General features: G+C 64.5%; 14 protein-coding genes. 7 read left to right on the top strand and 7 right to left on the bottom strand.

The genetic code is table 11. From position 1 onward, the window contains the following. Positions 1-164: 164 nt before the first annotated feature. The 6 genes from OIK44_RS04040 to OIK44_RS04015 form a co-directional block, all read right to left on the bottom strand. Complete coding sequence (locus OIK44_RS04040; RefSeq protein WP_273669385.1) at positions 165-869, bottom strand: ABC transporter ATP-binding protein; 705 nt, start codon at positions 867-869, stop codon at positions 165-167. Beyond that, the gene (locus OIK44_RS04035) at positions 866-1,624 is read right to left on the bottom strand and encodes an ABC transporter ATP-binding protein (RefSeq protein WP_273669787.1); all 759 of its coding nucleotides are present in this window, start codon (positions 1,622-1,624) and stop codon (positions 866-868) included. Before OIK44_RS04035 ends, OIK44_RS04040 begins: the two co-directional genes overlap by 4 nt. Before the next feature lie 2 nt (positions 1,625-1,626). Beyond that, a complete protein-coding gene (locus tag OIK44_RS04030) occupies positions 1,627-2,883 on the bottom strand; it encodes a branched-chain amino acid ABC transporter permease (RefSeq protein ID WP_420213813.1) in 1,257 nt (418 codons plus the stop codon). Continuing rightward, a complete protein-coding gene (locus OIK44_RS04025; protein ID WP_273669384.1) occupies positions 2,880-3,824 on the bottom strand; it encodes a branched-chain amino acid ABC transporter permease in 945 nt (314 codons plus the stop codon). The genes OIK44_RS04030 and OIK44_RS04025 overlap by 4 nt, the downstream gene beginning before the upstream one ends. A gap of 13 nt (positions 3,825-3,837) precedes the next feature. Further along, positions 3,838-5,085: a branched-chain amino acid ABC transporter substrate-binding protein gene (locus OIK44_RS04020; RefSeq protein WP_273669383.1), complete on the bottom strand. Its 1,248-nt coding sequence runs from the start codon at positions 5,083-5,085 to the stop codon at positions 3,838-3,840. A 73-nt stretch (positions 5,086-5,158) separates the two neighbouring features. Then, entirely contained in the window at positions 5,159-6,811 is a 1,653-nt protein-coding gene (locus OIK44_RS04015) for a 3-(methylthio)propionyl-CoA ligase (protein ID WP_273669382.1), read from the bottom strand. A gap of 304 nt (positions 6,812-7,115) precedes the next feature. Here OIK44_RS04015 and OIK44_RS04010 point away from each other — a divergent pair, with 304 nt between their 5' ends. The 7 genes from OIK44_RS04010 (at position 7,116) to OIK44_RS03980 (ending at position 12,393) form a co-directional block, all read left to right on the top strand. Further along, positions 7,116-8,510 (top strand): protein adenylyltransferase SelO, encoded by a 1,395-nt coding sequence (locus tag OIK44_RS04010; RefSeq protein ID WP_420213812.1) that lies wholly within the window; start codon positions 7,116-7,118, stop codon positions 8,508-8,510. Positions 8,511-8,520: 10 nt separating this feature from the next. Next, a complete protein-coding gene (gene msrB / locus OIK44_RS04005) occupies positions 8,521-8,919 on the top strand; it encodes a peptide-methionine (R)-S-oxide reductase MsrB (RefSeq protein ID WP_273669381.1) in 399 nt (132 codons plus the stop codon). Between the two features lie 18 nt (positions 8,920-8,937). After that, the gene (locus OIK44_RS04000) at positions 8,938-9,570 is read left to right on the top strand and encodes a septation protein A (RefSeq protein ID WP_273669380.1); all 633 of its coding nucleotides are present in this window, start codon (positions 8,938-8,940) and stop codon (positions 9,568-9,570) included. Next, positions 9,567-9,845, top strand: a complete 279-nt coding sequence (locus tag OIK44_RS03995) for a BolA family protein (RefSeq protein ID WP_273669379.1) — start codon at positions 9,567-9,569, stop codon at positions 9,843-9,845. The genes OIK44_RS04000 and OIK44_RS03995 overlap by 4 nt, the downstream gene beginning before the upstream one ends. A 118-nt stretch (positions 9,846-9,963) precedes the next feature. Continuing rightward, positions 9,964-10,743, top strand: coding sequence for a peptidylprolyl isomerase (locus tag OIK44_RS03990; protein ID WP_273669378.1), 780 nt, complete (start codon positions 9,964-9,966; stop codon positions 10,741-10,743). A 106-nt stretch (positions 10,744-10,849) separates the two neighbouring features. Then, the gene (locus OIK44_RS03985; protein ID WP_273669377.1) at positions 10,850-11,626 is read left to right on the top strand and encodes a peptidylprolyl isomerase; all 777 of its coding nucleotides are present in this window, start codon (positions 10,850-10,852) and stop codon (positions 11,624-11,626) included. Positions 11,627-11,703: 77 nt separating this feature from the next. Next, positions 11,704-12,393 (top strand): DNA alkylation repair protein, encoded by a 690-nt coding sequence (locus tag OIK44_RS03980; RefSeq protein WP_273669376.1) that lies wholly within the window; start codon positions 11,704-11,706, stop codon positions 12,391-12,393. Between the two features lie 146 nt (positions 12,394-12,539). Here the strand turns inward: OIK44_RS03980 and OIK44_RS03975 are convergent, their stop codons facing one another. Further along, the gene (locus OIK44_RS03975) at positions 12,540-13,592 is read right to left on the bottom strand and encodes a tetratricopeptide repeat protein (RefSeq protein ID WP_273669375.1); all 1,053 of its coding nucleotides are present in this window, start codon (positions 13,590-13,592) and stop codon (positions 12,540-12,542) included. Positions 13,593-13,884: the final 292 nt, after the last annotated feature.

Here is a 13,884-nt window from a genome sequence, read left to right as displayed (position 1 = left end):
ATAAATAGTACGGCCGTATTATTTTTTGACAAGACGCGCACGCTGGAAGACGCAATGTGGCTTGATTGACAAATCCCGAAAAGATTGCCCGCAAGGAAATATTGCTTGCGATGCCAGACCTAGGGACAAGGCCGGCCCGGCAAGGCGCCCGCGGACCTGCCGGCCTATACCTCCAGCCACTCGCGGCGCACGCCGCCATCCTGGCGCAACTGCTCCGGCGTGCCCTCGAAGACGATGGCGCCGCGCCCCATCACATAGACGCGCTGCGAAATGTCCAGCGCGATCGCCAGCTTCTGCTCCACCAGCAGCACCGCGATGCCGCGCTCCCGCAGCGCCAGCAGGTAGCGCGCCACCGGCGCGACGACCTGCGGCGCCAGCCCCTCGGTCGGCTCGTCGATCATCATCAGGTCCGGGTCGCCCATCAGCGTGCGGCACAGCGTCAGCATCTGCTGCTCGCCGCCCGACAGCAGCCCGGCGGCGACGCCGCGCCGCTCCTCCAGGCGCGGGAACATCCGGTACATATCGCCCAGCCGCCAGCGCCCGGTGTCCGCGTTGCGCTTGCGGCCAAGCAGCAGGTTCTGCTCCACCGTCAGCGTCGGGAAGACGTCGCGGCTCTCCGGCACATAGCCCAGCCCCCGGTGCGCGATCTGGTAAGCCTTCAGGCCGAGGATGTCGGCGCCCTTGAAGCGCACGGCGCCGCGCGCCGCCACCTGGCCCATGGCCGCCTTCACCAGCGTCGAGCGGCCGACGCCGTTGCGCCCGAGCAGGCTGACGATCTCGCCGGCGCCCACATGCAGGTCGACGCCGTGCAGGACGTGGCTCTTGCCGTAAAACGCATGCAACTGGCGGATGTCGAGCAGCGCGCTCATGCGACAGCCTCCGCGGCGCCGCCAAGGTAGGCCGCCTGCACGGCCGCGTTGGCGCGGATATTGGCCGGCGTGTCGCAGGCGATCACCTGGCCATGCACGAGCACGGCGATCTTGTCGGCCAGCCCGAACACCACGCTCATATCGTGCTCGACCATCAGCAGCGTCTTGCCGGCGCTGACCCTGCGGATCAGCTCCACCGCCGCGTCCGATTCGGAGCGGCTCATGCCGGCCGTCGGCTCGTCGAGCAGGATGACGTCGGCGCCGCCGGCGATGGTGATGCCGATTTCCAGCGCGCGCTGCTCGGCGTAGCTGAGCACGCCGGCCGGCACGTCGCGCTGGCGCCGCAAGCCGATTTGCTCCAGCACCTGCTCGCTCCGCTCATGGGCGTCGCGCAGGCCGCTCAGGCGCTGCCAGAAGGAATAGCGGTAGCCGAGCGACCACAGCACCGCGCAGCGCAGGTTGTCGTACACCGACAATGTCGCGAAAAGATTGCTGATCTGGAAGCTGCGCGCCAACCCCAGGCGGTTAATCCGGTGGGGCGGCAAGCCGCCCACGCTGGCGCCCTTGAGCAGGATGGCGCCCGAGCTGAGCGGGAAGCGGCCGGAAATCAGGTTGAACAGCGTCGACTTGCCGGCGCCGTTGGGGCCGATGACGGCGCAGCGCTCGCCGCTGGCCACGCTCAGATTCGCGCCGCGGATGATTTCCGACTTGCCGAAACGCTTGCGGACATCGCGCAATTCCAGCGCGTTGGCCATGCTCATCGGACGCCTCCGCCGCGCTGGGCCGCCATGGCCTCGCTCCACGCCGCAGCGAAACCCGGTTGCAGGCGGCGGTAGGCGAACGCGGCGGCCAGCATCAGGCCGCCCGCCACGCACCAGGGCCAGGCCGCGCGCGTGTCGGGATGGAAGCCGAACAGCGGCATCACGCTGCCGTCGGCCGCTTCCAGCGTCAGGTGGTAGAGCATTTCCACGCCGCCCACGAAGCCCAGCAAACCAGCCAGCACCACGGCCAGCAGGCCCAGCAGCCGCGGCCCGACGCGGCCCAGCCCGCCGGCCGCCGCCAGCCTCAGCAGCATCAGCAACAGGCTGGCCAGCCCGGCCGGGGCATAGCGCACCAGCGCGATGAAGAACAGACCCAGGTACAACTGCCAGGCGTGGCTGAAGTCCGACAGCAGCACCGCGAAGCACACGCCGACGACGGCGCCCAGCATCGGGCCGACGAAAAAGCCGATGCCGCCGATGAAGGTGAACAGCAGAATGGCGCCGGAGCGGGCCGCGCTGACGTTTTCGGCGCTGACGATCTCGAAATTGATCGCCGACAGGCCGCCGGAGATGCCGGCGAAGAAGGCCGACAGGATCAGAGTCAGGTAGCGCACCCACTGCGCGTCGTAGCCGATGAAGCCGACCCGCTCGGGATTGTCGCGCACGGCGTTGAGAATGCGCCCCAGCGGCGTCCGGGTGAAGGCGAACATCGCGGCGGTGCTGAGGAACAGCCAGAAGGCGATCAGATAATACACCTGGATTTGCGGCCCGTAACTGATGCCGAGCACGGCCGCGCCGCTGGCGCGGTTGGTGGTGACGCCGCCCTCGCCGCCGAAGAAGGCGGGGAACATCAGCGAGGCGGCGAACACCAGTTCCACCAGCCCCAGCGTGATCATGGCGAAGGTGGTGCCGGACTTCCGCGTCGTCACATAGCCGAACAGCAGGCCGAAGAACATGCCGGCGGCGCCGCCGACCAGCGGAATCAGGCTGGTCGGAATGGCCGGGCCGCCCGCCGCCAGGTTCATCGCGTGAATGGCGCAGAAGGCGCCCAGGCCGGAGTAGACGGCGTGGCCGAAGGACAGCATGCCGCCCTGCCCCAGCAGCATATTGTAGGACAGGCCGAAGATCATCAGCGTGCCCATCTGGCACAGGATGGACAAGGCGCCGCCCTTGTTGAACAGCAGCGGCGCGCCGGCCAGCGCCAGCGCGAAGCCGCCCCACAGCAGCGCGCGGCCGAGCTTGGGCGGCCTCACTCGCGCGTCCCCATCAAGCCCCTGGGGCGGCAGATCAACACCAGCACCAGCAAGAGATACGGCAGGATCGCCGCGCTCTGGGCGATCGTCACCGTCAGCAAGGCATAGCCGGGCGTCTGCGCGGCGGGCGCCACCCCCACCAGGGCGAGCAGGCTGAGCAAGGAATAGTCGAGCGCGACGGCATAGCTTTGCAGCACGCCGATGAGGAGGGAGGCGAGGAAGGCGCCCGCCAGCGACCCCATGCCGCCGACCACCACGACGACGAAGATGATGCTGCCGACGCTGGCCGCCATCGCCGGCTCGGTGACGAAAGCCTTGCCGCCCACCACCCCGGCCAGCCCGGCCAGCGCGCAGCCGCCGCCGAACACCCACATGAACAGCCGCGGCACATTGTGGCCCAGCGCCTCGGCCGCCTGCGGATGCGTCAGCGCGGCCTGGATCACCAGTCCGACGCGGCTGCGCGTGAGCAGCAGCCAGATCGCCGCCAGCATGGCCAGCGCCACCAGCATCATGAAGCCCCGGTACATGGGAAAGCTGGTCGAATACAGCGTGAACAGCGGCCCGTCCAGCTCCGGCGGGATCGGATAGGACACGGCCGCCCGGCCCCAGACCAGTTGCACCAGTTCGACGACCAGGTAGGACAGGCCGAAAGTGAACAGCAGCTCGGGAATGTGGCCATGCTTGTGCAAGGGGCGCAGGCCATAGCGCTCCACCAGCGCGCCGAGCAAGCCGACCGCGCACGGCGCCAGCAGCAGCGCCGGCCAAAAACCGATGCGCGCGCCAATCGCGTGGGCCAGGTAGGCGCCCAGCATATAGAAGCTGGCGTGGGCGAAGTTCAGCACGCCCATCATGCTGAAGATCAGCGTCAGCCCGGACGAGAGCATGAACAGCAGCAATCCGTAACTGAGCCCGTTCAGCAGTGTAAACAGGGTAAATTCCATGCCGGCGCCGCGCCTACATGCCCGGCCGCTTCATCTGGCACGACGAGGGCTGCCTGGCCACATAGGCATCCATGCGCTTGTCCATGCGCCAGCCATAGCCGGTGTTTTCCTGGTCATAGCGGATATCCTTGCCGTTCGTCTTGACCCAGGTGGCGACATACAGCGGCTGCTGCAACTGGTGGTCGAGCTTGGCCATCGTCACCGGACCGTTCAGGCTCTCCAGCGCCATGCCCTCCAGCGCGAAGGCGACCTTGACGGGCTCCGTCGAGCCGGTTTCCTTGATCGCCTTGGCCAGCATGCCGAGCATGCTGTGCGGCTGGGCCGTATAGAAATCGTCGCCGTACTTCTTCTTGAACGCCTCAACCAGCTCCTTGCCGCTGAAGCCGTCGCTGTTAACCACCCAGTTGCCGATGACTTTCACGCGCTCGGCGCCGGCCGCGCCCATCGCCGTCGGCACGCCCGTCGTCGCGCCGTAATAGGTGTAGAAGCTGGCCTTCAGGTCGGCGTCCTTGGCGGCGCGGATCAGCAGCGCCAGGTCGGCGCCCCAGTTGCCGGTGATGACAGTGTCGGCGCCGGACGCCTTGATCTTGGCGATGTAAGGCGAAAAGTCCTTCACCTGGCCGATCGGATGCAGGTCGTCGCCGGCGATCTTGATGTCGGGACGCTTGCGGGCCAGGTAATCCTTCGCCGCGCGGCTGACGGCCTGGCCGAAGGCGTAGTTCTGGCCGATCAAGTAGACGCTCTTGATGCGCTTGTCGGGCGCGATGTAGCTGGTCAGCGCCTCCATCTTCATGTCCGAATTGGCGTCGAAGCGGAAATGCCAGAAGCTGCACTTGCTGTTTGTCATGTCCGGGTCGATCGCCGCATAGTTCAGGTACAGCACTTCCTTGCCCGGATTGCGCTCGTTATGCTTGTTGACGGCGTCGAGCAGCGCCAGGCCGACGCCGGAGCCGTTGCCCTGCACGATGTAGCGGTAACCCTGGTCGATGGCCGCCTTCAACTGGGTCAGCGACTCCTGCGGGCTACCCTTATTGTCGAAGCCCACCACCTGGAAGCGGTGCGCGCCGGCCCAGGCGGCGCCGTTGGCCGTATCGGCGAGCAGCTGGAAACCCCGCAACTGGTTTTGCCCGACCGGCGCAAACGGGCCGGACAGGGGATCGATGAAAGCGACCTTCACGGTGTCGGCCCGGGCGGCCGGCAGCGCGAACGGCGCCACGAGGAAGGCAAGAGCAACAGCTACGGCACAAGCGCGTTTTGTCATAGTCTCCATCCTGGTTCGATAGTGGCGGCCGGCGGCGGCTTCCCGCTTCGGGCTTGCTACGGTTTGCTATTGGCTAGGCGGTCGGCAAACAATGCCCCTTGAACTGCTCGCGCAGCTTGTTTTTCTGGATTTTGCCGGTGGCGCCCATCGGCAAGGCGTCCAGGAAGACGACGTCGTCCGGCATCCACCACTTGGCGATCTTGCCGTCGAAGAAATGCAGCAAGTCCTCGCGGCCCACCTCCATGCCGGGGCGCTTGACCACCAGCAGCAGCGGCCGCTCATCCCATTTCGGGTGCGCCACCCCGATGCAGGCCGCCTGCAGCACGGCCGGATGGCCCATCGCCAGGTTTTCCAGGTCGATGGTGCCGATCCACTCGCCGCCCGACTTGATGACGTCCTTGCTGCGGTCGGTAATCTGCATATAACCGTCGGCGTCGATGGTCGACACGTCGCCGGTGGGGAACCAGCCGTCCTGCAGCACCTCGCCGCCCTCGTCCTTGAAATAGCGCGCGATGATCCACGGTCCCTTGACCATCAAATGCCCGTAACTGATCCCATCCCACGGCAACTCCTTGCCGTCGTCGTCGACGATCTTCATGTCGACGCCGTAAATGGCGTGGCCCTGTTTCTGCAAGATCTTGCGCTGCGCCGCCTGCGGCAAGTCCATATGCTTGCTCTGCAAGCCGCCGCAGGTGCCCAGCGGCGACATTTCCGTCATACCCCAGGCGTGCACGACCTCGATGCCGAAGACGTCGATCAGCGTGTCCATCATCGCCGGCGGGCAGGCCGCGCCGCCGATCACCGTGCGGCGGAAGGTGGAGAACTTCAACTTGTTCTGCAGCGCGTGGTTGATCAGGCCCAGCCAGACGGTCGGCACGCCGGCCGAGAACGTCACCTTCTCGCTCTCGAACAGCTCGTAGAGCGATTTGCCGTCCAGCGCCGCACCGGGAAACACCATCTTCGCGCCCGACAGCGGCACCGAATACGGCAAACCCCAGGCGTTCACGTGGAACATGGGCACGACCGGCAGCACCGTGTCGGCCGCCGAAACGTTGAGGGCGTTCGGCACCGCCGAGCCGTAGGCGTGCAGCACCGTCGAGCGGTGCGAGTACAGCGCGCCCTTCGGGTTGCCCGTGGTGCCCGAGGTGTAGCACAGCGTCGCCGCCGAGTTTTCATCGAACAGCGGCCAGGTGTACTCGTCGGAATGGCTGGCGATCAAGTCTTCGTAGCACAGCAGGTCGGGAATCTTGCTGTCTTTCGGCATGCGCTCGCGGTCGCACATCAGCACGAAATGCCGCACCGTCTTGCACTGGGCGGCGATGGCCTCGACCACCGGCAGGAAGGTCAGGTCGAACAGCAGGCACTGGTCTTCGGCGTGGTTGGCAATGTAGACGATCTGTTCCGGGAACAGCCGCGGGTTGATGGTGTGCAGCACGGCGCCCGAGCCGGACACGGCGTAATACGCCTCCAGGTGGCGGTAGCCGTTCCAGGCCAGCGTGGCGACGCGGTCGCCGAGGCCCACGCCCAGGCCGTGCAGCGCATTGGCCAGGCGGCGCGCGCGCTGGTGGCATTCGCGGTAAGTGTAGCGGTGCAGATCGCCCTCGACCCGGCGCGAGACGATCTCGTTGCCGCCGTAATGGCGCGCGACGAATTCGATAATGCTGGAAATGAGCAAAGGCTGGCTCATCATCTGCCCCATCAAGGGGCTTTGTGGATAAGACGACATCGAATCTCCCGCAAATTTATCAAAGTGACATTGAGTTTGGTACGACCGTGCTAAAACAGTCAACGCATTTCGATGCTGCGTCGCAGCAAAGCTGCCCGCGCCGCCCGGATCGTGAGCAAATGTAACGCGCCCCCATAAACCAGCCGCCCGCGAATAAAATCGTCCGGTGCGGTAAAATCCATCTTAGCCCTGCGCCCCATCGGCGCGCAACCAATCTAGACCGAACGGAACCGCCATCACTGCCGACAATCTCCCCCTGGGCAATTCATTTGCGGCGCTGCCGCCGGCCTTCTACACGCGCCTGATGCCCACGCCCCTGCCCGCCCCCTATCTGGTTGCCGGCAGCGCCGCCGCCGCCGCGCTGATCGGGCTGGACGCGGCCGCCCTGGCCGACGAACTCTTCGTCGCCACGCTCAGCGGCAACCGCGTGCCGCAGCAGTCGCAGCCGCTGGCGGCCGTGTACTCCGGCCACCAGTTCGGCGTCTGGGCCGGCCAGTTGGGCGACGGCCGCGCCATTTTGCTCGGCGACATAGCCACCGCCGACGGCCCCATCGAACTGCAATTGAAAGGCGCCGGGGCCACGCCCTACTCGCGCATGGGCGACGGGCGCGCCGTGCTGCGCTCGTCGATCCGCGAATTCCTCTGCTCCGAGGCCATGGCCGCGCTCGGCATTCCGACCTCGCGCGCCCTCGCCGTCACCGGCTCCGACCAGGGCGTGATGCGCGAAACCGTCGAAAGCGCCGCCGTCGTCACACGCATGGCGCCCAGCTTCGTGCGCTTCGGCTCCTTCGAGCACTGGTGCTACCGCGACAAGAAGGCGGAATTGAAGATCCTTGCCGACTACGTCATCGACAACTTCTACCCGGCCCTGCGGCAACAGGAGCATCCCTACCAGGCGCTGCTGGCCGAGGTGGCGCGCCGCACGGCCCGGCTGGTCGCCCAGTGGCAGGCGGTCGGCTTCATGCACGGCGTGCTCAACACCGACAATATGTCCATCCTCGGCCTGACGCTCGACTATGGGCCGTTCGGCTTCATGGAAGCGTTCGACGCCGGCCACATCTGCAACCACACCGACCAGCAGGGCCGCTACGCGTACTCGATGCAGCCGGAAATCGGCCACTGGAACTGCTACGCGCTGGGCCAGGCGCTGCTGCCGCTGATCGGCGACGTGGCGGCGGCCCAGCAGGCGCTCGACGTCTACCAGCCGGCCTTCGCGGCGGCCATGGACGACTTGCTGCACCAGAAGCTGGGCCTGCTGACGGAGCGCGACGGCGACACGGCCCTGTTCGACGCGCTGTTCGCGCTGATGCAGGCCAACCACGTCGACTTCACGCTGTTCTTCCGCCGCCTCGGCGACCTGCGGGTGGACGCGCCCGACGGCGACGCGCCGCTGCGCGACCTGTTCATCGACCGGCCCGCCTTCGACGCCTGGGCCGCGCAGTACCGCCTGCGCCTGGCCGCCGAGGCCAGCGCCGACGCCGCCCGCCGCGCGGCGATGAACCGGGTCAACCCGAAATACGTATTGCGCAACTATCTGGCGCAAGTGGCCATTGAAAAGGCGCAGAAAAAGGACTTTACTGAAGTGACGCGCCTGCTGACAGTTTTGCAGCGCCCGTTCGACGAACAGCCGGAGTACGAGCATTACGCGGCCCTGCCGCCGGACTGGGCCAGCCACCTTGAAGTTAGTTGTTCCTCTTGAGAAGCCGACCATGACAAGCACAAAAGTAAGCAAAACCGATGCCCAGTGGCGCGCCCAGCTCGACACGATGCAGTATGCAGTGACGCGCCACGCCGCCACCGAGCCCGCCTTCACCGGTGAGTTCTGGGACCACCACGAGCCCGGCATCTACACCTGCGTGTGCTGCAACACGCCGCTGTTCGCCTCCGACGCCAAATTCGACTCCGGCTGCGGCTGGCCCAGCTACTTCAAGGCGCTGGACCCGGCCAACGTGGAGGAAATCGTCGACCGCAGTCATGGTATGCTGCGCACCGAAATCGTTTGCGCCGTCTGCGACGCCCATCTGGGCCACGTGTTCCCCGACGGCCCCGCGCCGACCGGCATGCGTTACTGCATCAATTCGGCCTCGCTGCGCTTCGACCCACAATAACTTGCACAAAAGAATACGATGAAATTTCTGTTCGATTATTTCCCCCTCTTCCTGTTTTTCGGCGCCTATAAATGGGCCGGCGTGTATCCGGACATGGCGCACGCCCTGGCCACCGAATACCTGTCGGCCATTGTTTCCGGCGGCGTCGTCAACCAGGAACAGACCCCTATCATGCTCGCCACCGTGGCCGGCATCGCCGCCACCTTTTTCCAGGTCGCCTATTTGCTGATGCGCAGAAAAGCCGTGCCCGGCATGTTATGGTTATCGCTGTTCATCTTTGTCGTGTTCGGCGGCGCCGGCATTTATTTCCACGACGCCACATTTATCAAATGGAAGCCGACGCTGATTTACTGGCTGTTCGCGCTGGCCCTGCTGCTGGCCCATGTGTTCTTTAACAAGAACTTAATGCGCAAAACCATGGAAACCCAGATCAAGCTGCCCGACTTTGTATGGAAGAAACTGCTGTTTGCGTGGATCGCCTTCCTGTCCGCGCTGGGCGCGCTGAATCTGTTTGTCGCCTTCGTCGTCTATAAGAACGATTTAAGCGCCTGGGTCAGCTTCAAGGCTTTCGGCGCCACCGGCATCTTCTTCGTCTTCATCATCGTCCAGACCCTGTTCCTGTCCAAATACATCCTGGAGGAAGACGCATGAGCGCGCCCGACACCCGCATCGAACGCATCCGCAGCCGCGTCGAAGCGGCCCTCGCCCCCCTCGAATGCCTGCTGGAAGACGACTCGGCGCGCCACGCCGGCCATGCCGGCGCGGCCTCCGGCGGCGGACATTACAATTTACGCATTGTTTCGGCTCAATTTGAGGGGCTCAGACTCGTCACGCGCCATCGACTCGTGTATGATTCCGTGCACGATATGATGCATACCGAGATTCACGCACTGGCGATAATCGCGCTGGCGCCGTCGGAAGTGTGACGGCGCCGCTGGATATTGAGGTAATTGAGTATCTGAAACATTGAACGAAACAGCCGCATCGACGATCTATTTCATTCAACGCACTTTTTCACGAACTTTTCCCTAACAGGATTTAATAATGACTTTTAAGCCAGCCCGCTTGCTGATCGCCCTCCTCGCCGTTGTCGCGGTACCTGTGCTCGCGCAAAACATTGCTGTTGTGAATGGCAAGCCTATCCCATCGTCGCGCGTTGACGCGGTCGTCAAACAAGTTGTGGCGCAAGGCCAGCAACCGGATTCGCCGCAATTGCGTGATTTGATCAAGAAAGACCTGATCGGCCGCGAAGTGCTGATGCAGGAAGCGGAGAAACAAGGCTTCGGCAAGGACGCCGCCGTCAAGCAGCAAGTCGAAAACGCGCGCCAGGCCATCATCATCAACGCCCTGGTTGGCGACTTCGTGAAAAAGAACCCGATCAAGGACGCTGACATCAAGGCGGAATACGACCGCTTCGTGGCCCAGTCCGGCGACAAGGAATACCATGTCCGCCACATCCTGACGGCCACGGAAGCCGAAGCGAAAGACGTCATCGCCAAGCTCAAAGGCGGCGCCAAGTTCGAAGACCTGGCCAAGACCTCGAAAGACACCGGTTCGGCCGACAATGGCGGCGACCTGGACTGGGCGGCCCCATCGTCGTTCCCGAAAGTGTTCTCGGACGCCTTCGTCGGCCTGCAAAAAGGCCAGGTCACGGAAACCCCGGTGCAAACGCCGAACGGCTTCCACGTGATCAAGCTGGACGACACCCGCGCCGCCAAACTGCCGACGCTGGAAGAAGTCAAGCCACAGATCGCCGAAGCGCTGCAACAAAAGAAACTGCAAGCGTACCAAGAAGAAATGGTTAAAAAAGCCAAGGTTCAGTAATCTGGCATTGCCGTCCGGCGCCCTTCGCGGCGCCGGAATTGTATTCCGAGTAGCAATGCGTGCTGCCCGGCAGCCGCGTTCCCTTGTATATTTATAGGATGTGATAATGAATTTGAAGCCTGCCCGCCTGTTGTTAACCCTGCTCGCCGCCGTGGCCATTCCGGCATTCGCGCAAAACGTCGCCACCGTCAACGGTAAAGCCATCCCGGCCGCGCGCGTCGACCAACTGGTCAAGCAAGTCGTCGCCCAGGGCAAGCAAACGGATTCGCCGCAATTGCGCGAAGCCATCAAACGCGACCTGATCGGCCGTGAAGTGCTGGTCCAGGAAGCCGACAAACAAGGTTACGGCACCCGCCCCGAAGTCAAGGCGCAGCTGGAAAACACCCGCCAAAGCATCATGATCAACGCCATGCTGGCCGACCACATCAAGAAAAATCCCGTCAAGGACGCCGACATCAAGGCCGAATACGACAAGTACAAGGCTCAGGTCGGCGACAAGGAATACCACGCCCGCCACATCCTGGTGGCCACGGAAGCCGAAGCGAAAGACCTGATCGCCAAACTGAAAGCCGGCGGCAAGTTTGAAGAACTGGCCAAGGTGTCGAAAGACGGCTCCGCCAACAACGGCGGTGACCTCGACTGGGCCAACCCGGGTTCCTTCGTCAAGCCGTTCTCGGATGCGATGGTGGCCCTGAAAGCCGGCCAGATCACCGAAACCCCGGTAAAAACGGAGTTCGGCTTCCACGTCATCAAACTGGAAGGCTCGCGCCCAGCCAAAGTACCGTCGCTGGACGAAGTCAAAGGCCAGATCGGCGAAGCGCTGCAACAGAAGAAAGTTGCCGCCCTGCGCGAAGAGTTGCTGAAAAAAGCAAAAATCCAGTAATCATTGCTGGAATGGAAAAGCGCTCTTCGGAGCGCTTTTTTTTCGTGTCGTGTCGCGGCAAGGTGCATAGGATAAAAATGGACGGCCAGTTTCTCCCCCATATACAAGCGGCGCTGGCGGACAGCGCCGACGCCGGGCGCGCCGCCTCCATGCGCGCCTACATGCGCGGGCAGTTCGACTTCCTCGGCGTGCCGACGCCGGCACGGCGCGCCGCGACGCGGGCCCCGCTGAGCGCCTTGAAAGGCGCCGGCGCCGACGCCCTGCTGGAGCACGCCTGCGCGCTGTGGCAACTGCCGCAACGCGAATACCAATACCTCGCGCTGGACTTGCTGGCAATGCACTGGAAGGAACTGGACGCCAGCCACCTCCCCGCCCTGCTGGCGCTGGCGCAGCGGCGCGCCTGGTGGGACAGCGTCGACGGCGTCGCCGCCATCGTCGGCGACCTGCTCAGACGGGAAAAGACCCACGGACGCGACGCCCACGGCAGCATGGACGCGGCGCTGGGCCACGCCGACCTGTGGGTGCGCCGCATCGCCATGACCCACCAACTGGGGTGGCGCGGCGACACCGACGCGGCGCGGCTGTTCGCCTACGCCCTCGCGCTGGCGCCGGAAACGGAATTCTTCATACAAAAAGCGCTCGGCTGGGGCTTGCGCGACTACGCGTGGCACGACCCGGCGGCCGTGCGCGGCTTCCTCGCGGCATCGGGCGAACGGCTGGCGCCGCTAAGCCGCCGCGAGGCGGGCAAACACCTGTCGCTTCCTTAAAATCATTCAAACTATCGACCGCGCGCATCAAAGCGATGTCAGCATATGCGCGCCGCAGGACGATGCCGGGACAACTTGCCCGCCGTGCTCAGTCCTGTCGTTTAAGCGGATGACGCCGCGCCCCTCATGTCGCATAGTTCCTCCGATCACTCGATTGCGGCCGGCTGCGCTTGCGGCGGCGCTGGCAAGACCACACCCATGGCGGCACCGAGTATTGTCCGGGAATTGCCATCCCAGGGTGGCAAGTCCGCAGGCGGCAGCGGCAACACCTTGTCCAGATACGGAAAACGCAGCGTCGGATCGTATTCAAGCTCCCACTCGAATAGCCTGTAGCGCAATGAGCGCAGCTTGCTGACCGTGGCACTGGCCGGCGACTGATCGATCCAGAAGCGCAACCTCAAGTCCTGTGCACATTCGCCGCAGCCCAACTTGACGCCCTCGTGCAAAATCTTAAAAGCACGCGCCTTGGCTTCCTGCGTGCTGACGCCAAGCCGCGTGCCGTTCGCCGCCCTCGGGGCTTCGTAAATACGATGCAAAGGCAGCGCCGCGTTGCCATAACCCTGGCCCATCGCGCACTCCAGCATCTGGATTGCCACGGGAATGTTCATCAGGCCATCGCCGATCCTCGTGTTCGACTTGGTGCTCAAGACCTTCGCCAGCTCCGTCATCGCCTGCGGATTGCCCAGCGCCGCCGCCTTTTGCCAGAGCGCGTAGCCTTTCGCCGCACTGGTCCGCACGCCCACCCCTTCCACGTAAAGCTTGCCCATAGTGTAGTAGGCGCGCGGCACACCGAGCCGCATTGCCTCGTCGAGCAATCTGAGTGTGTCCGTCTTATTGCGCCCCCACGCCCTGCCCCCCAGGTATACGCTGCCAAGTTTCAACATCGCCCCGCCGTGCTTGCGCTCGGCCGCCCTTTGCAGCAAATCCAGCATTTGCTTGAACTCTGCGCTGTCGGGCAGCATAGCCGACTGCTCCAGCGCCAGCGCTTCGCGGAACCATGCCTCGGCCTGCGCATCGGCCGGTGGCGCCTGGCCGACCTCCGCCACGCAGGTGAACGCCGGCACATTGGGCGGCGTGAACGGTGGCAGCGCCTGATCGCGGGGCCGCGTGTCATTTACCCCGTTTTGACAGGCAAACAAGAAACAGCACACAACGCTTCCCAGCGCAACGCGCGCCGCCGTGCCAGCGCGTGACATCACGATGCGGCCCCGCCACCAGCCAGGTCTGCCGCCAGTGCTGGTTGACGATGGCGCAGCGGTTGCCCGCTACGCACCCACGGTTGCCAGACGCCGCCGTCCGGGCAGTGAACTCGGTGCATGGTCAATCCTGACGTATAGTGGAGCTGCGTTTGTCTTTCAGCGGCATCATTGCCATGTCCTCCGTACACATGCCAGCCTTGGGACTGGCGAGAGCTGGCCCGCGAGACTCGGGGATGGAAGGCATGCCGGTGTCAAATCAACCGACATATCCCGCATCGGCGCCGGCCCGCAA

The organism is Janthinobacterium fluminis, from assembly GCF_028595325.1.
Taxonomy (GTDB): domain Bacteria; phylum Pseudomonadota; class Gammaproteobacteria; order Burkholderiales; family Burkholderiaceae_D; genus Janthinobacterium; species Janthinobacterium fluminis.
Note: the sequence above shows the minus strand (reverse complement) of the source record. Positions and strands in the feature narration are given on the sequence as shown.

Bases quoted from the DNA above. Each gene is read 5' to 3' on its own strand.
- OIK44_RS04040 (WP_273669385.1), bottom strand. From the start codon at position 869: ATGAGCGCGCTGCTCGACATCCGCCAGTTGCATGCGTTTTACGGCAAG.
- OIK44_RS04035 (WP_273669787.1), bottom strand. From the start codon at position 1,624: ATGGCCAACGCGCTGGAATTGCGCGATGTCCGCAAGCGTTTCGGCAAG.
- OIK44_RS04025 (WP_273669384.1), bottom strand. From the start codon at position 3,824: ATGGAATTTACCCTGTTTACACTGCTGAACGGGCTCAGTTACGGATTG.
- OIK44_RS04020 (WP_273669383.1), bottom strand. From the start codon at position 5,085: ATGACAAAACGCGCTTGTGCCGTAGCTGTTGCTCTTGCCTTCCTCGTG.
- OIK44_RS04015 (WP_273669382.1), bottom strand. From the start codon at position 6,811: ATGTCGTCTTATCCACAAAGCCCCTTGATGGGGCAGATGATGAGCCAG.
- OIK44_RS04010 (WP_420213812.1), top strand. From the start codon at position 7,116: ATGCCCACGCCCCTGCCCGCCCCCTATCTGGTTGCCGGCAGCGCCGCC.
- msrB (WP_273669381.1), top strand. From the start codon at position 8,521: ATGACAAGCACAAAAGTAAGCAAAACCGATGCCCAGTGGCGCGCCCAG.
- OIK44_RS04000 (WP_273669380.1), top strand. From the start codon at position 8,938: ATGAAATTTCTGTTCGATTATTTCCCCCTCTTCCTGTTTTTCGGCGCC.
- OIK44_RS03995 (WP_273669379.1), top strand. From the start codon at position 9,567: ATGAGCGCGCCCGACACCCGCATCGAACGCATCCGCAGCCGCGTCGAA.
- OIK44_RS03990 (WP_273669378.1), top strand. From the start codon at position 9,964: ATGACTTTTAAGCCAGCCCGCTTGCTGATCGCCCTCCTCGCCGTTGTC.
- OIK44_RS03985 (WP_273669377.1), top strand. From the start codon at position 10,850: ATGAATTTGAAGCCTGCCCGCCTGTTGTTAACCCTGCTCGCCGCCGTG.
- OIK44_RS03980 (WP_273669376.1), top strand. From the start codon at position 11,704: ATGGACGGCCAGTTTCTCCCCCATATACAAGCGGCGCTGGCGGACAGC.